General features: G+C 62.9%; 16 protein-coding genes. 12 read left to right on the plus strand and 4 right to left on the minus strand.

Annotated features, from left to right (window positions below):
• Window positions 1–84 precede the first annotated feature (84 nt).
• The 11 genes from fumC to I6F35_RS05075 all read left to right on the plus strand — a co-directional run bounded on the left by fumC (window position 85) and on the right by I6F35_RS05075 (window position 12,472).
• Complete coding sequence (fumC, locus tag I6F35_RS05025; RefSeq protein WP_225116861.1) at window positions 85–1,521, plus strand: class II fumarate hydratase; 1,437 nt, start codon at window positions 85–87, stop codon at window positions 1,519–1,521.
• 11 nt (window positions 1,522–1,532) lie between these two features.
• On the plus strand, window positions 1,533–1,937 hold the full coding sequence (locus tag I6F35_RS05030) for a cupin domain-containing protein (RefSeq protein ID WP_225116551.1): 405 nt from the start codon (window positions 1,533–1,535) through the stop codon (window positions 1,935–1,937).
• Between the two features lie 41 nt (window positions 1,938–1,978).
• Complete coding sequence (gene mqo / locus I6F35_RS05035) at window positions 1,979–3,502, plus strand: malate dehydrogenase (quinone) (protein ID WP_225116552.1); 1,524 nt, start codon at window positions 1,979–1,981, stop codon at window positions 3,500–3,502.
• Window positions 3,503–3,520: 18 nt separating this feature from the next.
• A complete protein-coding gene (locus I6F35_RS05040; RefSeq protein ID WP_225116553.1) occupies window positions 3,521–4,930 on the plus strand; it encodes a cytochrome ubiquinol oxidase subunit I in 1,410 nt (469 codons plus the stop codon).
• Window positions 4,931–4,932: 2 nt separating this feature from the next.
• Window positions 4,933–5,919 carry a cytochrome d ubiquinol oxidase subunit II gene (gene cydB / locus I6F35_RS05045; RefSeq protein WP_225116554.1) on the plus strand — a complete coding sequence of 329 codons (987 nt, stop codon included), beginning with the start codon at window positions 4,933–4,935 and terminating at the stop codon, window positions 5,917–5,919.
• Window positions 5,920–5,925: 6 nt separating this feature from the next.
• Window positions 5,926–7,977 (plus strand): FUSC family protein, encoded by a 2,052-nt coding sequence (locus I6F35_RS05050; RefSeq protein WP_225116555.1) that lies wholly within the window; start codon window positions 5,926–5,928, stop codon window positions 7,975–7,977.
• On the plus strand, window positions 7,974–8,183 hold the full coding sequence (locus I6F35_RS05055) for a DUF1656 domain-containing protein (RefSeq protein ID WP_225116556.1): 210 nt from the start codon (window positions 7,974–7,976) through the stop codon (window positions 8,181–8,183). Before I6F35_RS05050 ends, I6F35_RS05055 begins: the two co-directional genes overlap by 4 nt.
• Window positions 8,184–8,277: 94 nt before the next feature.
• Window positions 8,278–9,141, plus strand: coding sequence for an HlyD family secretion protein (locus I6F35_RS05060; RefSeq protein ID WP_225116557.1), 864 nt, complete (start codon window positions 8,278–8,280; stop codon window positions 9,139–9,141).
• Window positions 9,142–9,380: 239 nt separating this feature from the next.
• Window positions 9,381–10,031, plus strand: coding sequence for a response regulator transcription factor (locus tag I6F35_RS05065; RefSeq protein ID WP_225116558.1), 651 nt, complete (start codon window positions 9,381–9,383; stop codon window positions 10,029–10,031).
• A 245-nt stretch (window positions 10,032–10,276) separates the two neighbouring features.
• Window positions 10,277–10,654 carry a response regulator gene (locus tag I6F35_RS05070; protein WP_225116559.1) on the plus strand — a complete coding sequence of 126 codons (378 nt, stop codon included), beginning with the start codon at window positions 10,277–10,279 and terminating at the stop codon, window positions 10,652–10,654.
• Between the two features lie 282 nt (window positions 10,655–10,936).
• The gene (locus tag I6F35_RS05075) at window positions 10,937–12,472 is read left to right on the plus strand and encodes an ATP-binding protein (RefSeq protein ID WP_225116560.1); all 1,536 of its coding nucleotides are present in this window, start codon (window positions 10,937–10,939) and stop codon (window positions 12,470–12,472) included.
• Window positions 12,473–12,524: 52 nt separating this feature from the next.
• Here I6F35_RS05075 and I6F35_RS05080 read toward each other — a convergent pair whose 3' ends face one another.
• Complete coding sequence (locus I6F35_RS05080) at window positions 12,525–13,769, minus strand: oxalate decarboxylase family bicupin (RefSeq protein ID WP_225116561.1); 1,245 nt, start codon at window positions 13,767–13,769, stop codon at window positions 12,525–12,527.
• A 281-nt stretch (window positions 13,770–14,050) separates the two neighbouring features.
• Between I6F35_RS05080 and I6F35_RS05085 the strand changes: the two genes are divergently transcribed.
• Complete coding sequence (locus tag I6F35_RS05085) at window positions 14,051–16,351, plus strand: FdhF/YdeP family oxidoreductase (protein WP_225116562.1); 2,301 nt, start codon at window positions 14,051–14,053, stop codon at window positions 16,349–16,351.
• 159 nt (window positions 16,352–16,510) lie between these two features.
• Here I6F35_RS05085 and I6F35_RS05090 read toward each other — a convergent pair whose 3' ends face one another.
• Genes I6F35_RS05090 through I6F35_RS05100 form a run of 3 tightly spaced genes read right to left on the minus strand, consistent with a single transcriptional unit; the run spans window position 16,511 to window position 21,221 of the window.
• On the minus strand, window positions 16,511–16,921 hold the full coding sequence (locus I6F35_RS05090) for a thioesterase family protein (RefSeq protein WP_225116563.1): 411 nt from the start codon (window positions 16,919–16,921) through the stop codon (window positions 16,511–16,513).
• Between the two features lie 14 nt (window positions 16,922–16,935).
• Complete coding sequence (locus I6F35_RS05095; RefSeq protein WP_225116564.1) at window positions 16,936–20,049, minus strand: efflux RND transporter permease subunit; 3,114 nt, start codon at window positions 20,047–20,049, stop codon at window positions 16,936–16,938.
• Window positions 20,046–21,221 carry an efflux RND transporter periplasmic adaptor subunit gene (locus I6F35_RS05100; protein ID WP_225116565.1) on the minus strand — a complete coding sequence of 392 codons (1,176 nt, stop codon included), beginning with the start codon at window positions 21,219–21,221 and terminating at the stop codon, window positions 20,046–20,048. Before I6F35_RS05100 ends, I6F35_RS05095 begins: the two co-directional genes overlap by 4 nt.
• Window positions 21,222–22,135 lie beyond the last annotated feature (914 nt).

The following is a 22,135-nucleotide window of genomic DNA, read 5'->3' on the forward strand; positions in this document are numbered from 1 at the left end:
GGAAGCCTGCACGCGGCACTGCACGTAGCTTCCTTGCAACGCGCCAATGCCTGCTTCCGTACCGCATGCAAAGAGAGGCCGATGATGAATGATCTCCGCAAGGAAACCGACAGTCTCGGTGAAGTCGATGTCCCCGCCGACAAGCTCTGGGGCGCTCAGACCCAGCGCTCGCTCGAGCACTTCAGCATCGGCAAGGATTTGATGCCGCGCGAGATGATCCAGTCCTACGCGATCCTGAAGAAGGCGGCCGCGAACGCCAATCACGCCGGCAAGCGGCTCGATACCAAGATCCACAAGCTGATCGTCCATGTCTGCGACGAGATCCTGCAGGGCCAGCATCACGACATGTTTCCCCTGCACGTCTGGATGACCGGCAGCGGCACGCAGTTCAACATGAACGTCAACGAGGTGATCTCGAACCGATGCTGCCAGCTCGCGGGCACGCCGCTCGGCAGCAAGCATCCGGTTCATCCGAACGATCACGTCAACATGTCGCAATCGTCGAACGACAGTTTTCCTTCCGCCATGTATATCGCGGCCGCCGTCAATGTGACGCAGCGTCTCGTTCCCGCGGTCAAGGCCCTGCACGACGCGATCGACGCCAAGGCCAGGCAATGGGACGACGTGGTCAAGATCGGCCGCACCCACATGCAGGATGCGACGCCCTTGACGCTCGGCCAGGAATGGTCGGGTTATGCCGGCATGCTCGCCGACGACCTCGCGCGCATCGAGGACGCGCTCAAGGGCGTATTCCGGCTTGCGCTCGGTGGCACGGCCGTCGGCACCGGGATCAACGCGGCGCCGGACTTCGCCGAGGCGGCCGCTGCCGAGATCGCGCGCCTGACGTCGCTGCCCTTCGTCAGCGCACCCAACAAGTTCACCGTGCAAGGCGCGCATGATGCGCTGGTGCAGCTTTCCGGCACGCTGCGCACGCTCGCGGTCTCGCTGTACAAGATCGGCAACGACATCCGCCTGATGTCCTGCGGTCCGCGTGCCGGCTTTGCCGAACTGATGATTCCGGAGAACGAGCCGGGCTCCTCGATCATGCCGGGCAAGGTCAATCCGACCCAGGCCGAGGCGCTGACCATGATCGCGGTGCAGGTGATGGCGAACGATGTTGCCGTCGGGTTCGGTGGCGCCAGCGGCTATCTGGAGATGAACGTCTACAAGCCGCTGATGATCCACAATATCGCTCAGTCGATCACGATCCTGACCGACGGCTGCACGAACTTCCGCAAGTTCCTGGTCGAGGGCACAAAGCCGAACCAGAAAAAGATTAAGGAATATGTCGAGCGCTCGCTGATGCTGGTCACCGCGCTCGCGCCGGTGATCGGCTACGACAAGGCATCGGCGATCGCGCATTACGCGATGGACAACGACCTGACCTTGAAGGCGGCGGCGCTCAAGCTCGGCTTCGTCAGCGAGGCTGAGTTCGACCGCATCGTGGATCCAGCCAAGATGGTCAAGCCCTATGTGGCTCAGGGCAATGCGCCCGCCAAAGTCGGCACCCCAGCAGGCTGAAGGAGCACAGCATGATAAGATGCGTCAGGTTATGGACCGGCGATGACAACAATTCGCATTTCGAGGAAGGCATTATTGAGCTCGAGCCGGGCCAGCGCGGTGACTGGCTCAGCAGCAAGGCCGATGTCGTCACCATCTCCTTCCAGGAGACCGCATCGGGCGGCACGTTCTCCTGGCACACCGCGCCGGTCCGCCAGTTTGTGATCACGCTCTCCGGTACGCTCGATTTCCAGACCCGCGACGGCCAGCACTTCCTGCTGCATCCGGGTGACATCCTGCTGGCGGAAGACACCGTCGGCTCCGGGCATAGCTGGAAGCTGACCGACGATTCGTCCTGGCGGCGCGCCTATGTGGTGCTGCGGCCCGGTGCGCATGTGCCGTTCCGCGCCAAGGAGCGCCAGCCGGGCTCGGCGTGAGCGATCAGAACAGGAAACATCGAACCCGGAAGGAGACAGCAATGCAGAGCACTCCCATTGGCGAACCGGACGTCGTCCTCATCGGCGCGGGTATCATGAGCGCCACGCTCGGCGTCTTCCTCAAGGAACTGGAGCCGCAGCTCACCATCTCGATGCACGAGGTCCTGGAGGATTGCGCGCTGGAGAGCTCGGATGCCTGGAACAATGCCGGCACCGGGCACGCGGCCAATTGCGAGATGAACTACACGCCGCAGCGTCCCGACGGCAGCATCGATATTTCCAAGGCGCTGCAGGTCAATGTCGAATTCGACCTGTCGCGGCAGTTCTGGTCCTTTCTTGTCGGCAATGGCGCGATATCCGATCCGCGCTCCTTCATTCATCCGGTGCCGCACATGAGCTTCGTGCACGGCGCCGACAATGTCGCTTTTCTCAACAAGCGCTTCAAGGCGATGTCGGCCCATCATTGCTATGAGGGCATGGAATACACCGAGAATCCGAAACAGATCGCCGAGTGGGTGCCGCTGGTGATGGAAGGCCGCGGCGACGATCCGGTCGCTGCCACGCGGATCATCACCGGCACCGATGTCGACTACGGCGCGCTGACCCATCATCTGGTTCGTCATCTCGTCAGCCAGCCCGGCTGCGCCGTCCATTACAAGAGCTGCGTCACCGATCTCGTTCGCGATCAGGACGGGCGCTGGCGGGTCGAGGTGCGCGATACCGACAGTGGCCAGACGCGATCGGTGAAGGCCAAGTTCGTGTTCATCGGCGCCGGCGGCGGCGCGCTGCCGCTGTTGCAGAAATCGGGCATACCGGAGGGACGCGGCTATGGCGGCTTTCCGGTCTCGGGAATCTGGCTGCGCTGCGACGATCCTGCGATCAACAAGCGTCACCATGCCAAGGTCTATGGCAAGGCCGCGGTTGGATCGCCGCCGATGTCAGTGCCGCATCTCGACACTCGCGTCATCGGCGGGCAGCACTCGCTCCTGTTCGGTCCTTATGCCGGCTTCTCGAGCAAGTTCCTCAAGCACGGTTCGCGGCTCGATCTGTTCGAGTCGATCCGGCCCGCCAATGTCGAGCCGCTGCTTGCGGTGGCGCGCGATAATTTCGACCTGACCGAATATCTGGTCGGGCAGGTGCTGCAATCCGAAAGCCACCGCCTGGCGACGCTCGACGAGTATTTTCCGAACGCCGATCCGAGGGATTGGCGGCTGCAGGTCGCGGGCCAGCGGGTCCAGATCATCAAGCCTGACGTCAAGCGCGGTGGCTTGCTCGAATTCGGGACTGAACTGGTCGGTGCCGAGGACCATTCGCTGGTCGCGCTGCTCGGCGCCTCGCCGGGCGCCTCGACCGCGGCCTTCATCGCCATCAGCGTGCTCGAGAAGTGTTTTGCCGGCGAACTCACGGCAAGCGCATGGCTGCCGAAGCTGCGAGAGATCATTCCGTCCTACGGTGTGTCGCTGATCGATGACGCAGATTTCTGCCGGCGCATCCGTGCGACCACCGCAGAGGTTCTGAAGGTCGACAACATTCCGCCGCCGGCATCTGCAGCGCAACGCACTTGAGGGGACAGGAGACTTCCGATGGACGCCACGGCACTTCTCCTGTCGCGATTGCAGTTTGCCTTCACGATCTCGTTTCACATCATCTTCCCGTCGTTCACGATCGGCCTTGCCGCCTGGCTCACCGTGCTCGAGGCCCTGCACTTGCGTACCGGCAAGCCGGTCTATCGTGGCCTTTTCGAGTTCTGGCTGAAGATCTTCGGCGTCGCCTTCGGTATGGGCGTCGTGTCGGGCGTCGTGATGGCATTTCAGTTTGGTACCAATTGGAGCGTGCTGTCGAAGATGTCGGGGCCGATCCAGGGCCCGCTGCTGTCGTACGAGACGTTCACCGCCTTCATGCTGGAGGCAAGCTTCTTCGGTATCCTCATCTTCGGCCGCAATCGCGTTGCGCCGTGGTTCTATCTGTTCTCGACCGCGATGGTGGGACTCGGCACCACGCTTTCGGCGTTCTGGATCATGACCAACAATAGCTGGATGCAGGCGCCGGTCGGCTATGTCCTGCAGAATGGTCAGTTCGTGCCCGACGACTGGGTGAAGATCCTGTTCAACCGCGTGGTCTGGGTGCGGTTTCCGCACATGCTGATCGCGTCGTACCTGACGGGCGCGTTCTGCGTGGCTGCGACCGGCGCGTGGTACCTGCTGCGGCGGACCTATTACGCCGAGGCGCGGGTGATGCTGCGCATGGGCCTTTCGCTTGCGGCCGTGCTGCTTCCGATCCAGCTCTTCATCGGACATCTCGTCGGCGATTACGTCCATGACTATCAGCCGGCCAAATTCGCCGCGATCGAGGCCCGCTGGCATGACGAGCAGCCGGCCTCAGAAGTGCTGATTGCAATCCCGGATCCGAGCACGGAGTCCAACAAATATGCGATCAGCATTCCGGTCCTCGGCAGCATCATCGGCAGCATGAGCCTGACCTCGAAGGAGGTTGGACTGACCAGCTTCCCGCCGCAGGACCGGCCGCCGGTGATCATCCCGTTCTTCACCTTCCGCATCATGGTCGGCTGCGGCCTGGTGATGCTCGGGCTGGCCTGGCTTGGGACCTATCTCAGCTTCAAGCACCGCCTCGAGCGCAGCCGGCTGCTGCTCTGGGGCATCTTCCTCAGCTTCCCGCTGCCGTGGATCGCGATCCTCACCGGCTGGTACACCGCGGAGGTCGGCCGCCAGCCGTGGACGGTCTATGGTGTGCTGCGCACGGCGGACTCGATGACGCCGTTCCTGACGGCCTCCGCCGCCATGACGACGCTGATCCTGTTCGTCGCGGTCTATGCGTTCATCTTTTCCTTCGGCACCTACTACATCTATCGGCTGCTGCGCGCCGGCCCCGGCGGAATACCAACTGCCGCGCCGGAGACCGCCGCGCCGAACCGGCCGATGTCGCTCGCCGACCGGCCGGCCGGTGCACGCAGCTATATCAGCGCAGGAGAATAGACATGGTGATGTTCTGGGTCGCGCTGCTCGCCATCAGCATCCTGATCTATCTTCTGCTCGATGGATTTGATCTCGGCGTCGGCATGCTGTTCGGCCTCACCAAGAGCAAGTCCGATCGAAACGAGATGCTGCACACCGTCGCCCCGGTCTGGGATGGCAACGAGACCTGGCTCGTTGTCGCGGGCGTGATCCTTTGGGGCGCCTTTCCTGCCGCCTACTCGATGCTGCTCTCCGTTTTCTATATCCCCGTCATCGTCATGCTGCTCGGATTGATCCTGCGGGGCGTGGCATTCGAGTTCCGCAACAAGGCGCTGGCCTCGCGGTGGGTATGGGATTTCTGTTTTTCCGCCGGCTCGCTAGCCGCGACCTTCATGCAGGGCGCGATGGTCGGGGCGCTGGTCGAAGGGCTGCAATTCACCAATGGAGAATATTCCGGCGGCGCGCTCGGCTGGCTCTCCGCATTTTCGGTGCTGTGCGGTGTCGGCCTTTGCCTTGGATACGCGCTGCTCGGGGCCTGCTGGCTGGTGCGGAAGAGCGAGGGATCCGTTCGCGCCACCGCGCGTCGACAGATCCCGTTCCTTGCCATCGGCGTGCTGGTGTTCCTGGTCGTCGTCTTTGCCCATGCGCTCGCCGAGAATCTTCCGATCCTGCAGCGGTGGATCGACCGGCCGTATCTGTTCGTGTTTCCCGCGGTCGGCGCCGGCGCGGCGCTGGTGCTTGCCACCAGCATCCTGCGGCATGACGACTACTGGCCGTTCCACATGGTGGCGACGATCTTCGTTACCGCCTTTGGCACGCTGGCGCTGTCGTTCTGGCCCTACATGATCCCCTCCGTCATCACGATCGAGGAGGCGGCCGCGCCGCATTCCAGCCTCGCCTTCATGTTCTGGGGCGAGGGCCTGTTCGTGTTCCCGCTGATGCTGCTCTACATCGTGATCGGCTACCGCGTGTTCCGCGGCAAGGTCGGTCCCATGACCGATCATTACTGATGCGGCATGAGTTCGATTGGGATCAGCGGCGAACGATCGCGGTTGCCCGATGCAAGGCAGCTCGCTGACCGGCTGCGCGTCCCGGCGTCGGCGCTGCTGTTTGGGCTACGCCTCTGGGCGGGCGTTTGCCTTGCGCTCTATCTGAGCTTCTGGCTTCAGCTTGAGAATCCGTCGTGGGCCGGCGCGTCGGCCGCGATCGTAAGCCAGCCTCATCTTGGAGCTGCGCTGCGCAAGGGCTGGTTTCGCCTGATCGGTACGGTGATCGGTGCCGTGGCGATCGTGGTGCTGGCGGCATGCTTTCCGCAGCAGCGGGTCGGCTTCCTGGTTGGACTCGCGCTGTGGGGCGCAGGCTGCGCGTTCATGGCCACGCTGTTGCGCAATTTCGCGTCCTACTCGGCAGCGCTCGCCGGCTATACCGCGGCGATCGTTGCAAGCGACTTGCTCGGCGCCACCGGTGGCGCCAATGGCCAGGTCTTCGTGCTTGCTGTGAGCCGTGCCAGCGAGATTTGCGTCGGCATCGTGTGCGCGGGCCTGGTGATGGCGATGACGGATTTCGGTGATGCACCAAGCCGGCTGGCAAAGGAGATGGCTGCACTGGCGACGCAAATCCTGGCGCAACTCGTCGCCACGTTATCGGGCAGGGGAGAGGCGCCCGCGGAATCCCGCCGGATCGGATTCGGTCTGGCGCAGCGGATCGGCGCGCTCGATGTCGTCATGGACGAGGCGAGCGGCGAGTCCTACGAGGTTCGCTATCACTTACCGCAACTGGAGGCAGCATCGACCGCCCTTCTCCGCGCGCTGTTGGCTTGGCGGCGGGTAGCGGTCCATCTCGATCTGCTGCCAGGCGAGCAGGGCCGGCGCGAGATCGGTCTGATCGCGGGCAGCTTACCGTCGGAACTGAAGGCGCAAGTCTCCGGCGCGGCGATTATCAGCAAAACCGATCCGATCCGTTTGGGTGTGTCCTGTATGGCGGCGGTACGCGAATTGCTCGCCATACCGCGTTCGACACCATCGGTTAAGCTGGTCGCCGATGAGGCGGCGCGGTCGCTGCTCGCCCTTCGAAGGGCGCTCGGCGGCTTACTCGTGCTCACGGGTCACGCGCAGCCCGTTCGAGCGCCGCGGCGTGAGAGAGCTCCGGTCCCGGACTATGCTCCGTCGTTTCTTAACGCGGCGCGGGCATTCGTTGCGATCGGCGCGGTCGAATTGTTCTGGGTCGTGACGGCGTGGCCGAACGGCGCGTTTGCCGTTGCCTTCGCGGCGATCGCGCTCACCCTGTTTTCGGCGCGGCCCGACCAGGCCTATGCCACCACCATGCTGTTCATGGTCGGCGCCGCCATCACCACCGTGCTCGCGGCCATCGCCGACTTCGCACTGCTGCCGCAGATGACATCCTTCGCCGGCCTCTGCCTCGTGATCGGGCTGGTCCTCGTTCCGGCCGGTGTGCTGATGACCCGACCCTGGCTGCCGCCGGTATCCATCGCGCTGACAGCAACTTTCATTCCGCTGCTCGGGCCGGCGAACCAGATGAACTACAATACGCTGGCCTTCTACAATGTCGCACTGGCGATCTTCGTGGGACTTGGGGCGGCCGCCCTCGCATTCCGCATGGTGCCTCCGCTCTCGGCCGAGCTCCGCGTGCGCCGGCTGCTGGGGCGAACGTTGCGTGATTTACGGCGTCTTGCCCGCGACCGGTTGCAACTGACGTCGCAAGCGTGGGAGGAGCGGATCTATAGCTACCTGCAGGCGCTCCCTGAAAAGACCGAGCCGATGGCGCGCTCTGACCTGCTGTCGGCCCTGGTGGTGGGCAATGCCATCATCCGGCTGCGCCCCGTCGCCGGCCGCTTCGATCTTGATAGGGAGTTCTCCGTTGCACTGGATGCGGTCGCGCAAGCCTGTCCCGCGGCTGCGATCGAGCGTCTCGTCGATTTCGACGCGAAGCTTGCCGCGGTGGCGCGCGCGACCCCGGGACTGCGCATCAGGGAGCGGGCGCGCGGCAACATCCTGGTGCTGTCGGAGACACTCGCACAGCACAAGACCTATTTTGAATCACCGCCATGAGCTTTTCCGAGATCAACCTGTTCGGCGTCTATGTCGCCCCAATTTCGCTGTTGATGGCGGCGGCCTGGCTCATCCTGATCGCACTGCGACGGATGGTGGCCCGTTTCGGCCTGCTTCGCCATGTCTGGCATCCGGCGCTGTTCGTGCTCGCAGTTTATATCATCGTGCTTTCATGCGTGGTGTTGGTGGCAGGGTACCGAGGTTGAGATGTCTGAAGTTCAGACGCGATTGGATCACGCTGGCGATGCGGACGACCGGAACGCTCTGCTGCGCGCTTCCGCAAACGGAGCGAGCCGCAGGATGTCGCTCGGTTTCGTGATGCCGGTTCTGCTCACGCTGGGCGCCGTCGTCATCGCGGCGCTGTTTGGCTGGTTCGCGTGGGATGTCTATATGGGGCGGCCGTGGACCCGCGACGGCACGGTGCGGGCTTATGTCGTGACGGTTGCGCCGGAGGTTGCCGGACGGATCGTCAACCTGCCGGTTGTCGACAATCAGATGGTGCACAAGGGTGACGTGCTGTTCGAGATCGAACCGTCCGATTACCAGATCGCGTTGGACGCCGCCCGCGCCCAGGTTGCGCGCGACCAGGCCGCGCTCGAGTACGCGCGCGCCAACGAGGGACGGCAGGCGACGTTGCGCGGACAAGGCTGGGTCTCCGTGGACGTGTTTCAGCAATCGGCAAGCTCGCTGCATCAGTTGCAAGCCGCGGTTGCCGCGGACCAGGCCGCGGTCGCCAAGGCGGAGCTCAATCTCAGCCGTGTCACCGTTCGCTCGCCCGTCAATGGCTATGTGACCAACCTGCTGGCCCAGCGCGGCGACTACGCCAATGTCGGCCAGAACCTGGTCTCGCTGGTCGATGCCGATTCCTTCTGGGTCGACGGCTATTTCGAGGAGACGAGTCTTGGAAGGATTCGTGACAATGATCCCGCGACCGTCCGCTTGATGGGCTATAGCCAGCTCATCCGCGGCCATGTCGCCGGGGTGGCTCGCGGCATCACGGTCACCAATGCGCAGCCGGGGCAGAGCGGACTCGCCTCGGTCAACCCGATCTTCACCTGGGTGCGGCTGGCCCAGCGGATACCGGTGCGTATTCACATCGACCAGGTGCCCGATGGGGTGCGCCTCGTCGCCGGCACGACGGGCAGCGTCGAAGTCGGCCGCTAGCGTGGGGCAGTCGGGCCTTGGGTTGCCTGATTGGCGTTTTGTCGCAGGCATGGCAGGCGCGCTGGCGAAGCATGCTTGCGCCCCGTTCCGGCACCTCCGTAGAATTGCGGAGGTTCCTTCGATGTGTTCTAACGTCGGGGTCAGCGATACCTGGAAAAATTAGATTTGAGTCCAAAATACCACCCGTTTGTTGCCGTCCGGTGGAGTTTTGATACGGCCATTGCATGCGGAGATGGCGCATGAATCCTCTTGCGTCGCCCCACGGCCTGACGAGTGATCAGGAATCGGTCGTCTTCATTGTTGACGACGACGAGAGCGTGCGCCGCGCGCTTTCGAACCTGTTTCAGTCGGTAGGCCTTCAGGTGCAGGAGTTCGGCTCCGCCGCGGAACTGTTGCACAGCAAGCTGCCTGATGTCGCGAGCTGCCTGGTGCTGGACATCCGGTTGCCCGGCTTGAGCGGGCTCGACCTTCAGCTCGAATTGACCAGGGCGGACATCCACATTCCCATCATCTTCATGACCGGTCATGGCGACATTCCGATGAGCGTGCGGGCCATGAAAGGCGGGGCGATCGATTTCCTGACCAAACCGTTCCGCGATCAGGACATGCTCGATTCCGTGATGACGGCGATCAAGCGCGACCGGGAAAGGCGCGAGGCGCAGAAGGCCGTCACGGGCCTGCGAGAACATTTCGAGACCCTGACCGAACGTGAACGGGAAGTGCTCGCGTTGGTGGCTGCGGGGCTCATGAACAAGCAGATCGCGGCCCGGATCGGCGTTGCCGAGATCACCGTCAAAATCCATCGTGGCCGCGTCATGAAGAAAATGGGCGCAAAATCGCTGGCCGATCTGGTCAGGATGGCCGAAATGATCGGGATTCGCCGCCCTTAGCTGTGGGCGAGAAACCTAAGTATGATTCCCCCCTGTGTCGATAGAGCGCATTTTATCATTACCACCGCACGATCCGGGGAAGCGGGTACCGGCTTTTCCGCGCGGCAAACGGGGAGCGTTTGCGCGCAAATCGTGGCCAAGACAACGATCTAGGGCGGGCTGACGATTCGGAGGAAGAGTCATCGCGCGCTAGCGGAAGCTTATCCTCGTTTCCCCGAAGGACAGCGATTTTGCCGACAACACCGATGATTTCCATCATCGACGACGATGCGTCCGTCCGTACCGCGACCGACAATCTGCTGAGGTCTTTTGGTTATGGCGTTCTCACGTTCGGGTCGGCTGACGAGTTCCTGCAATCGGATGCGCTCGACCAGACCTCCTGCGTGATCGCCGACGTCAACATGCCCGGCACCAACGGCGTCGAACTCCTGCTTCGCCTGCGCGCCCGTGGCAATCTGATACCTTTCATCTTCATCACGGCTTTTCCCGAAGCAGCCGTGGCTGCGCAGGCCTCAAGTGCAGGCGCGGTCTGTCTCTTGACCAAGCCCTTCGAGACAGACAATCTGATTCAAAATCTTGAACAGGCGCTGCAGGGGCGTGATGGGCAAGGTCCGGACCAGTAAAGTCTGAATTCTTTGATCGACGGGCTTTCCGACCCCGATCGGTCAGCAGGCCGGACAGGTCACGACTATCACCAAAACCCGCAGCTCGGCCGCCCTTCACGGCTCGTCCACTGCTGCCACACGAAAATTCAACGGGTCTTGAGTTGGAAGAAGTCCTGGGCGACCCTAAACCACGGTTGGGCGGCACAAGGAGCATAGGGCATGTATCCGGGCCAGCGTAGCAGCGACAAAGGTGCGCCCGCTTTGTCCGTGAATGCGCCTCGCGGCCCTTCAGATTGGCGTTTGGGACTGACCGACATCGATCAGACGCCCTGGGCGACGTTCTCCCGTTACGCGGTTGCGATCCTGTCGGTTGTTGCAGCTCTGTTCGCCTCCAAAGCCTCGGTCGAGTATCTGAACATCGAACCTTATGTATCGCTGTTTCTGTGCGCGATCATGTTCGCTGCCTGGTTTGGCGGCCTCGGCCCGGGCCTGGTGTCGACCGCACTTGCGGGTTTGGCGTTCGAGTATTTCGTGGCGAGCCCGATGAATTCGTTCGAGATCGATGCTCATCAGATCCCACGATTGAGCCTGTTCGTGATTACGGCGCTGTTCGTCAACTGGATCGCCGCGGCGCAGAGAAAGGCGACGAGATCGCTGGAGCTTTCCCGCCGTGACCTGTTGGCCGGGCTCGAACGGCAGAAGCGGACCGAGGCCCGGCTGATGCGGAGCGAAATGTACCTGGCCGAGGCCCAGCGGCTGAGCCAGACCGGCAGTTTCGGCTGGACGGTGACGACCGGCGACATCAGCTGGTCGGAGCAAACATATCGGATCTTCGAATGCGATCCAGCGACGACGCCGACGCTGGAGTTCGTTCTTCAGCGCATGCATCCCGAAGATCGGGAGTTCGTGCAGCAAATACTCGAGCAAGCGTCCCGGGACGGCGTCGATTTCGATCATGAAGCCAGGCTGGTGATGCCGGGTGGTGCGGTGAAGTATATCCGCGCCTTGGCCCATGCCGTGAAGGACGGTCCTGACGGCCTCGAGTTCATCGGCGCGGTGACCGATCTCACGGCCGCCAAGCAGGCCGAGGCCGCGCTCAATGACGCGCATGCGGACCTCGCGCATGCCACGCGCGTGATCACGCTCGGCGAGCTGACATCCTCGATCGCCCATGAGGTGAACCAGCCGCTGGCCGCGATCATGTCGAACGGCGAGGCCTGCCTGCGCTGGCTCGATCGCGGGGCAGCGGGCCTGGAGCAGGCGCGGCGCTCGGTGGAATGGATCGTCAAGGATGTCAGCCGGGCGGCCGACGTGATCGGGCGTGTTCGGGCGCTGGCACGCAAGACGGATTCGGAACGATCTCTCTTTGACGTCAACGAGGTCGTCAACGAAGCCCGCATGCTGATGCGGCGCGAGCTCTCGAGCAAGCAGATCACGCTGCGCACCGAACTCGCCACCGATCCGCTGATCGTCCGGGCCGACCGGGTTCAATTGCAGCAGGTCGTCATCAACCTGGTGATGAACGGCATCGAGGCGATGCAGCCGGTCACGGATCGGCCGCGCGAATTGTTGATCCGGTCGCAGCGCAGTTTCGACGCCGATCAGGCCATCCTGATCATGGCGGATTGCGGCGTCGGCTTTTCCGACGAGCATGCGGAACGGCTGTTCACCGCGTTCTTCACGACCAAGTCGACCGGCCTCGGCCTCGGACTGTCGATCTGTCGCTCGATCGTCGAGGCCCATGGCGGTAAATTGTCGGCCTGCCGCAATGCCGGACCCGGCGCGACGTTCCAGTTCACCCTGCCTCTCCACGAGGATGTCGGGCGGGCGCAGTGAGTCCGCCCTACTGGCGCGTTCGTTTCGCTCATGCCTTCGGTGATACCCCGGCTCATGCTTTTGGCATGATGCCCGGGCTGTTGTCGGGCCATTTCGCAATGGTCGCTTCGTCGACGTTGAGATGCTGCGCGACCAGCTTGGGCGGCGTGTGCGTGAGCCAGTTCGTCAGCGAGACTTCTTCGTAGCGGGGCGCGCGGAACACGCCAACGAATTGCAGGTCGGTATCGCCGACGTTCTCGACATAATGGCCGTAGTTCCGCTTGACGTAGCCGATGTCGCCGGCGTTGAAGTCCATCGTCAGCGCGTTGGGACCGGTGTTGAATACGGTCATGCGAGCCTTGCCCTTGATGTAGTATTGCCACTCGTCGGCGTTCGGGTGCCAATGCATCTCGCGGACCGCGCCCGGCTTCAGCGTAACCAGCGCCGACGCCACGGTCGTTGCGACATTGAAGTTGGTGCTGTCGGCAACGTGGATGGTGCCGGCATCGGACTGCTTGAGCGGACGCGAGCCTTCGAGCGAGAAGATGAACGGATGCGGCGGGGCGGCTGCGTTCTTGCTGACCGCGGCGCGGTCTGCCGCGAGGTCGCCCGGCACGGTGCCCTGGAATATCCAGAGGTTGTGCAGCGGAATCTTCGCGAAGGTCTCGACGGGAACGCCAAAATTCTTGGCGAGCAACTCGGGCGGGGTGTGCGCCATCCAGTCCGACAGCAGCAGCGTATTGAATTCGTCGGCGTGACCGTCATCGAAACAGATCACGAATTCGCAGCCGTCGGGTCCGAGCCCTTGCAGCGAGTGCGGCGTGCCGGCCGGAAAATACCAGAGGTCACCCGCCTTGACGTCGCCGACGTAAGGACGTCCCTGCGCGTCGAGAACAGTCACCCGGCAAACGCCATAGGTCATGATCGCCCACTCGGCGGCCTGATGCCAATGCAGTTCGCGAATGCCGCCGGCGGCAAGCCGCATGTTCACGCCGGATATTTCCTTTGAGATCGCAAAATCGTCGACCGTGACCTGTCGTGCCCAGCCGCCATTCTGGATGCGCCGCGGTGCATTGTTGAAGGACGCCCAGGTCGTCGGCAGGCCGCCGACATCGGTTGCAGGTGGAGAGAATGCGGACGGAAACTGCTTTGCAATGGCCGGATTCTGCGGACCGGGGTCCGTCAGGCTTCCAGGCGACGTGGCATTGATGGCGCCCTGCGGCGGCTCGTCCGGGTTACCGAAGCTTGCAGCATGCGCGGATGCGGTCATTGCGGCTCCGACAGCCGACGCCGCCAGAAGATCTCGTCGCGAGAACATGAGCTGACACTCCAGGAAGAGATGATCAAACCGGCACAGGTGCGCTCATCAGCGGCCTGTTCGCTCACAGCTAAGCAGGTGCCGCTCGTTTTGCTTTCCGGAATGACATGCTTTTTCCGGAACGCACTGCCGCGATGACAGATGGGTGCGTGAGTGCGATGCGAATCTCGGCATCCGGCGAGCGGTGCGATTGCGCAAAACCAGGCTCGTTTTGGAAAGACATCCGTTGGACGGCTCCCCTTAACTCGACCGATCATGCCATTCATCAAAGGTCTTTCCCAATGACCGTTCGCAAATCCATCCGTCCCTATCATCAGCCGGCCGGCGGATGGGGAGCGCTCAAGGCGTTGAGCGAGCACCTGATCGAGCAGCGCGTTCCGATCAAGGGCGCCACGACGCTGAGCCGGATGAACCAGCCCGAAGGATTCGACTGTCCCGGTTGCGCCTGGCCGGACCCGAAACATACCTCGTCGTTCGAATTCTGCGAGAACGGCGCCAAGGCGGTGGCGTGGGAAGCGACGGCCAAGCGCTGCACGCCGGAGTTCTTTGCCGAGCACTCCGTCGCGGAATTGTCCGGCTGGAGCGACTACGATCTCGAAATGGTCGGACGGCTCACCCATCCGATGGCCTATGATGCGGCAACCGATCGTTACCGCCCAGTAAGTTGGGAACAGGCGTTCGCGGTTATCGGGCATCATCTCAATGCGCTGCCCAACCCCAACATGGCCGAGTTCTACACCTCCGGCCGCACGTCGAATGAAGCCGCCTTCCTCTATCAGCTCTTCGTGCGCGAATATGGCACCAACAATTTTCCCGATTGTTCGAACATGTGCCATGAGGCAACCAGCGTCGGCCTGCCGCAGTCGCTCGGGGTGGGCAAGGGCACCGTGCTGCTCGACGACTTCGACAAGGCCGATTGCATCTTCATCTTCGGTCAGAATCCCGGCACCAACAGCCCGCGTATGATGACCAGCCTATGGAAGGCGTCACGCCGGGGTGCAGCGATCATCTCCTTCAATCCGTTCCGCGAGCGCGCGCTGGAGCGCTTCCAGTATCCGCAGAATCCGATCGAGATGGCGACGTTGTCGGCGACCAAGATCAGTTCGCCGCTCTATCAGGTGCGCGTGGGCGGCGACATCGCCGCGCTCAAGGGCATCATGAAGGTCATGGTCGAGGAGGACGAGGCCGCGCGCGCAAGCGACAAGCCCGAGATCCTCGACTGGGATTTCATCCGCGGCCATACTGCCGGCATCGAACCGTTCATTGCGGATCTGAAGGCTGCGCAATGGCCTGATATCGAGCGGCAGTCCGGTCTGTCGCGCGAGGATCTCGAACATGCCGCACACGTCTATATGAAGGCCGAGCGCGCGATCATCGTCTATGGCATGGGCATCACCCAGCACAAGCGCGGCGCATGCAATGTGCAACAGCTCGCCAATCTCGCGCTTCTGCGCGGCCATATCGGACGCGAGGGCGCCGGCCTCTGTCCGGTGCGCGGCCACTCGAACGTGCAGGGCGATCGCACCGTCGGCATCACCGAGGTGCCGACCCAGGAATTCCTTGACCGGCTGGAGCACCGGTTCGGCTTCAAGCCGCCGACCGCGCCCGGCCACAACGTGGTGACGGCGCTGGAGGCGATGCTTCGCGGCGAGGTGAAGGTGTTCGTCGCCATGGGCGGCAACTTCGCCGCGGCGATCCCGGACTGGCAGCAGACGCAGGCAGCGTTGCGCAATCTCGACCTCACCGTCCATGTCTCGACCAAGCTCAACCGCAGCCACCTGATCCACGGCCGGGATGCACTGATCCTGCCATGTCTCGGGCGCACCGAAATCGATATCCGGGCGACCGGGCCGCAATCGATCACGGTCGAGGACTCCATGTCGATGGTTCACGCCTCCGGCGGCCGCAACAAACCGGCCTCCGAGCATCTCCTGAGCGAGCCGGCGATCATCGCAGGAATCGCGCGCGCCACCCTCGGTGACCGCAGCGTGGTGGACTGGGAGGCCTTTGTCGCCGACTATGATCGCATCCGCGATGCAATCGAGGACGTGTTCCCGATCTTCCAGGGCTACAACGCCCGCATCCGCGTGCCGGGTGGTTTCCATCTCACCTCGACCGCGCGCGAGCGCATCTGGATGACGGCGTCGGGAAAAGCCAATTTCCTGCTGTTCGAAGGATTGGGCGAGGATACCTGCGAGAGCGATCCGGAGATGCTCTGGCTCAGCACCATCCGCAGCCATGATCAATACAACACGACGCTCTATTCGATGTCGGACCGTTATCGCGGCGTGTACGGCCAGCGTGATGTGGTGTTCCTGAACCAGCAGGAAATGCAGAAGCGCGGCCTTGCGGACGGCGACCGGGTCGATCTCGTCACGCTGTCGACGGACGGGATGGAGCGCAGCGTGCGCAATTTCCGCGTGGTCGGCTATTCCTTCCCGAACGGCTGCTGCGCGGCCTATTATCCCGAGACCAACCCGCTGGTGCCGCTCTATGCGCATGATCCCATGAGCTTCACCCCATCGTCCAAGGGAATCCCGGTCCGGATCGTGCGTTCGGTGGCGGAAGCGCAACGCGACTGACGACTACTTCCTCTCGCCGTTCTTACGGGGAGAGGGTTGAGGTGAGGGGCTATTTCCACGAACACGGTGAGAGATGGAGTCCGCGGAGGCTCCCCCTCACCCGAAACTCAAGCTTCGCTTGAATTCCGACCCGCGAGCGGGGCGAGGTGGAAACCGCGGTCAGGCGGCGGCACTCTCGTTCGCGCCGAACCGCTGCTCGAATTCCGCGACGTTGACGATGCCGCGGCGGTGGGTGCCCTCGCCGATCTTGCGTTCCTCGTTCCAGGCCTCGACGGCGAACAGGACATGCTTGGAATCGAATTCGATGAGGCGAGCGGTCGCGCGCACAGTCTGGCCGATCGGGGTTGCCGCGAGATGACGCACGTTCACCTCCATGCCGACGCTGACAAATCCCTTCGGCAGCGCAGCCGAGATGGCGGCGCCCGCGGCGATTTCCATGTGCAGGATCATCATCGGCGTCGCATACACCCGCGGCATGCCTGGAACGAGATGTCCGACCGTCAGTTCCGGCGTCACGATGATCGTCGTCTCCGCGGTCATGTCGAGCTTCAATAGGTCGCGTGCATCCATAGCTTTTCGATTCCTTATTCTGCAGCGGCGGCAGCCACTTTCTTGGCGCGCGGCTTGCCGATATTGCCGAGCCATTCGCCCAACCTGTCGAGATAGAGGTAGACCACCGGGGTCGTGTACAGGGTCAGGATCTGCGACAGCATCAGGCCGCCGACGATGGTGTAGCCGAGCGGCTGGCGCAGCTCCGACCCGGTGCCGGTGCCGACCATCAGCGGCACGCCGCCGAGCAGCGCCGCCATGGTCGTCATCAGGATCGGCCGGAAGCGCATGGTGCAGGCGCGATAGATCGCCTCTTCCGGGCTCAGGCCCTCGTTGCGCTCGACCTCCAGCGCGAAGTCCACCAGCATGATGCCGTTCTTCTTGACGATCCCGATCAAGAGGATGATGCCGATGATGGCGATGACGGTGAGATCCATGTGCACCGCCATCAGCAGCAGCAACGCGCCGATGCCTGCCGAAGGCAGCGTCGACAGGATCGTGATCGGATGGATGAAGCTCTCATAGAGCACGCCAAGAATGATGTAGATGACGATCAGCGCCACCCCGATCAGGAGCGGAGTGCCCGACAGCGACGACTCGAAGGCCTGGGCGTTGCCCTGAAACGACGTCGCCAGCGACGCCGGCTTGCCAGTTTCCTTCTCGATGTTCTGGATGCCGGCCACCGCCTCGCCCAGCGACGCGCCGGGCTTGAGGTTGAAGGAGATGGTGACCGACGGAAACATGCTCTGATGGTTGATGAGGATCGGCGCCGGCTTGATCTCGCTGTGCACGAGCTGGCTCAGCGGCACCTGCTGGCCGCTTGCGGAATTCACGTAGATGTCCTTCAGCGCCTCAGGTCCGTACTGGAAACTCGGATAGACCTCCATCACGACATGGTACTGGTTCAGCGCCGTGAACATGGTCGACACGATCCGCTGGCCGAAGGCGTCATCCAGCGTGTTGTCGATGGTGGAGGGCAGGATGCCGAAGCTCGACGCCACCTCGCGGTTGACGGTGACATCCAGCATCGGCCCGGCGTTGGCCTGGTCGCTGGCGACGTCAGTGACGAAGGGCAGGCTTCTGATCCGTTCGAGGAAGATCGCCGACCAATGTGTCAGCTCGTCCGAATCCGCATCGGTCAGCGTGTACTGATATTGGGTCTTCGAGAGCCGCGCGCCGATGGTGATGTCCTGCGCGGCCTGCATGTAAAGGGTGATGCCCTGGATATGGGCGAGCTGTAGCCTCAGGCGGTTGATGATCTCGTCTGCGCTCGCCTTGCGCTGCGGCTTTGGCTTCAGCATGATGAAGATGCGGCCCTGATTGAGCGTCGCGGTCGGCCCGCCTGGCCCGATATAACTCGCGACCGAATCGATCGCGGGGTCCTTCAGCAGCGTGTCGACCAGCGCCTGTTGCCGCTCGGACATCGCCGGGAACGAGATATCCTGTGAGGCCTCGGTGATGCCGACGATCTGGCCAGTGTCTTCCTGCGGGAAGAAGCCTTTCGGAATGATGACGTAGAGATATCCAGTCAACGCGATCGTGCTCAGCATTACCATCAGCGTGATGAAGCGATGGCGCAGCACGACCTTCAGACCGCGGGCATAGAGCGCGAGCAGGGAATCGAAGCCCCACTCGAAAGCGAGATAGATCCTGCCATGCTTCTTGTGGCTGTCGTCCTTCAGGAGCCGCGAGCACATCATCGGCGTCAGCGTCAGCGAGATCACGAGCGACAATAGCAGCGAGGCGGTGATCGTGATCGCGAATTCCTGGAACAGCTTACCGACATAGCCGCCCATCAGGAACAGCGGGATGAACACCGCGATCAGCGACAGCGTGATGGAGACGATCGTGAATCCGATCTCGGCCGAACCCTTGAGAGCGGCCTGCATCGGCGTGAGGCCGCGCTCGAGATGGCGCACGATGTTCTCGATGACGACGACCGCGTCGTCGACAACGAAGCCGACCGCAATCGACAGCGCCATCAGCGACAGATTGTCGAGGCTGTAGCCGAGCACGTAGAGCACCGCGAAGGTGCCGATCAGCGACAGCGGAACGGTCACCGCCGGAATCACGGTCGCCCAGAGATTGCGCAGGAACAGGAAGATCACCATCACCACCAGTGCGACCGTCAGCATCAGCGTGAACTGGACGTCGGCGACGGCGGCGCGGATGGTGGTGGTACGATCGGCCGCGATCGTCACCTTGATCGCGGGCGGAATGGACGCCTGAAGCGTCGGCAGCAGCTTCTTGATGCGGCCCACGGTTTCGATGACGTTAGCCCCGGGCACTTGCTGAACTGCGAGGATGATCGCCGGCTGCTTGTCGTACCATCCAGCCAGCAGGTCGTTTTCGGGAGCCGCGATCGCTTTGCCGATATCGCGGATGCGCACCGGAGAGCCGTTGCGGTAGGCGATGACAAGCGCGTCATACGCCTCGGGGTTGAGCAGCTGATCGTTGGTGTTGAGCGTGTAGGTCACGCGCGGGCTGTTGAGCGTACCCTTGGCGAGGTCGACGTTGGCCCCGGAGATAACGCTGCGGACGTCCTCAAGGCTTATTCCCCGCGCCGCAAGCGCCTGCGGATTGACCTGAATGCGGATGGCAGGTTTCTGCTGACCGCCGATGCCGACCAGGCCCACGCCGGAAATTTGCGAGATCTTCGGCAGCAGGATGTTCTCGGCATAGGCATCGACCGTGGTCATCGGCAGCGAGTCCGAGGTCAGCGCGATCAGCATGATCGGCGTCTCGGCCGGGTTTACTTTCCGGATCGTCGGTGGATAGGGAATGTTCTGCGGCAGATAGGGGCTCGCGGCATTGATCGCCGAGAGCACGTCGACAGCCGCGCTGTCGACCGTGCGCGAAAGTTCGAACTGCACGACGACCTGGGCGACGCCGAGCGCGCTCGACGACGTCAGCTGCGTGACGCCGGGAATCTGGCTCAGCTGCTGCTCGAGCGGCGTCGCCACGGAAGATGCGATCGTCTGCGGATCGGCGCCGGGCAATTGCGCCGAGATCTGGATCGTCGGGTAGTTGACATTCGGCAGTGCGCCGACCGGCAACAGCGGATAGGCAGCAAGCCCGCATAGCAACAGCCCGGCCATCAAGAGGACAGTCGCGATCGGCCGGGCGATGAACGGCGCCGAGAGATTCATGGAATGGCCTTCTGCACCGAGCTTTGCAGGTCGGCCTCGGTCGCGGCCTTGCCGTGCAATTCCTTGACGCGGCTGCCCTGCTGCAGCCTGTACTGGCCATCGACCACGACGGTCTCGTTGGCCTTGAGGCCGTCATCGATCAGCGCCTGCCCCTGGCTGATCTGTCCGACCTTCACCGAGCGAAGCTGTGCGGTCCCATCCGGCGTCACCACGTAGACGTAGGAGCCGTTCTGGCCCTGCTGGACAGCGGAGGCGGCGATCGTCAGGCCATCCTTTTTGGTTTCAAGCAGCAGATTGACGTTGACGAGCTGGCCGGGCCAGAGCCGATGCGCGGTATTCGGAAACTCGGCCTTGAGCTGGATGCTCCCGGTCGTCTGCACGATCTCGTTGTCGACCAGGAGCAGCTTGCCTTCGTCGAGCTTGATCTTGTTGTCCTGGCTGTAGGCGATCACCTTCAGCGGCCCCTTGGCCATCTCCTGCTGGATTCGCGGCAGATAGCTTTCCGGAAGCGTGAAGATCAGTGAAATCGGTTCGATCTGGGTGACGACCACGAGGCCGTTCGGATCGGTCGGGTGAATGATGTTGCCGACGTCGATCTGGCGCACGCCGGTCACACCGGGAATTGGCGAGGTCAAGCGCGTGTAGCTGAGCTGGATCTTGGCCTCATCGATCTGGGCCTGATCCGCCTTCACCGCGCTTTGCAGTTGCGCCACCTGCGCCTGCTGGGTCTGGACCAGTTGCGGGGTGGCATAGCCCTTGTTACCGAGCTGGGTGTAGCGCGACAGATTTGCCTGCGCGTTCTCTAGCTGCGCATTGTCGCGCCCGAGGTTCGCGGTCAGTTGCTCGATCTCCGCCTGATACGGCCGCGGATCGATCTGCGCCAGGAGATCTCCGGCCTTGACGGTCTGCCCTTCGACGAAGGTGATTTGGGTGATCTGTCCCTGGATCTGGCTGCGCACCACGTCGGTGTTGTAGGCGATCACCGTGCCGACGCCGCTGAGATAGATCGGAACCTCGCCGCTGGCAACGGTCGCCGCGACCACCGGGATCGGCGCCGGCGCCTGCACTGCGGCCACAGGTTCCGCCGTCAGGGAGCGGTTGAAATACCAGAACCCGCTGCCCGCGAGCACCACGAGCAGAGCGGCTACGGCGATTGCGATCTTTCGCTTCACGGCATGCCTCGCAAATGTGTTTGCCTCAACAGCCGCCTGGCGCTGTTGTCATCATTGTCGCGCCATCGGCTGGGCAGGACGTCGCCTGTGAAGGCGAAGAACCGACCGGGGATGGCGCAGGTAATGGAAGCGACAGTGCCGGACTGAGGCCTGCACTGCCCAGTTCGGTCGAACCCAAGGGAATTCCGATCGGCGCGACGGACGAGGATGTCGAAGTCGCGGGACGCGGGATGCTCGTCGCGCCGCGCGCGCCGCAACCGGTCGATGAATTTCCCGACAGCCCTCCGCCGTCGAAGACCGCTCCGGGTTTGCCGGCGACGAAACAGTTCTCGTTTCCGAAACCGACATTGGCGCCGGATTGCGGCAGAGCCGGACTCGTGCCGGCTATTGCAAGTTCCGTCGATCCCAGCGGAACGCCTGCCGGATGAACCGCGGAGCTCGTTGCCGAGCCTGGCGGCGTGAGGTTCGGAAATGGTTGCACGCCAGGCGTCGCTGCCTGCGCACGTGCAGCTTCGAACGACATCGATTCAACGGCGGCGCACAGCGATGCGCAGGCGGCAAGTGCGGCAAGCAAGGACAGTCCTGACCTGCGTGAAAGCTGGTCTCGCCTTGATCGAAGCGGACCTGTCATGGGGCGGCTCTCCGGAGGTTAAGCTCTCCGAAAAGTTACTTCGCGGCCTCCGTGACGGTATTTCAAGAACGCACGCCTCACCGCCCGGCGCACGCAGCAGATACCAAGGTATGACGTCCCTAGCCCACAATATACGTCTGCGAAAACGCCCGTAGGATGGAGCGCGCGGTGGTGCCCGATATTCTCCAACGCACGCGTCGGAATGTGGCCACTCCGCGGAGATGCTCAAGGAAGAGTGATCCTCGATTGGTAACGTGAAGCGGCCTTCCGGCGTACGGTCACC

The organism is Bradyrhizobium sp. BRP22 (genome assembly GCF_020194175.1).
GTDB lineage: Bacteria > Pseudomonadota > Alphaproteobacteria > Rhizobiales > Xanthobacteraceae > Bradyrhizobium.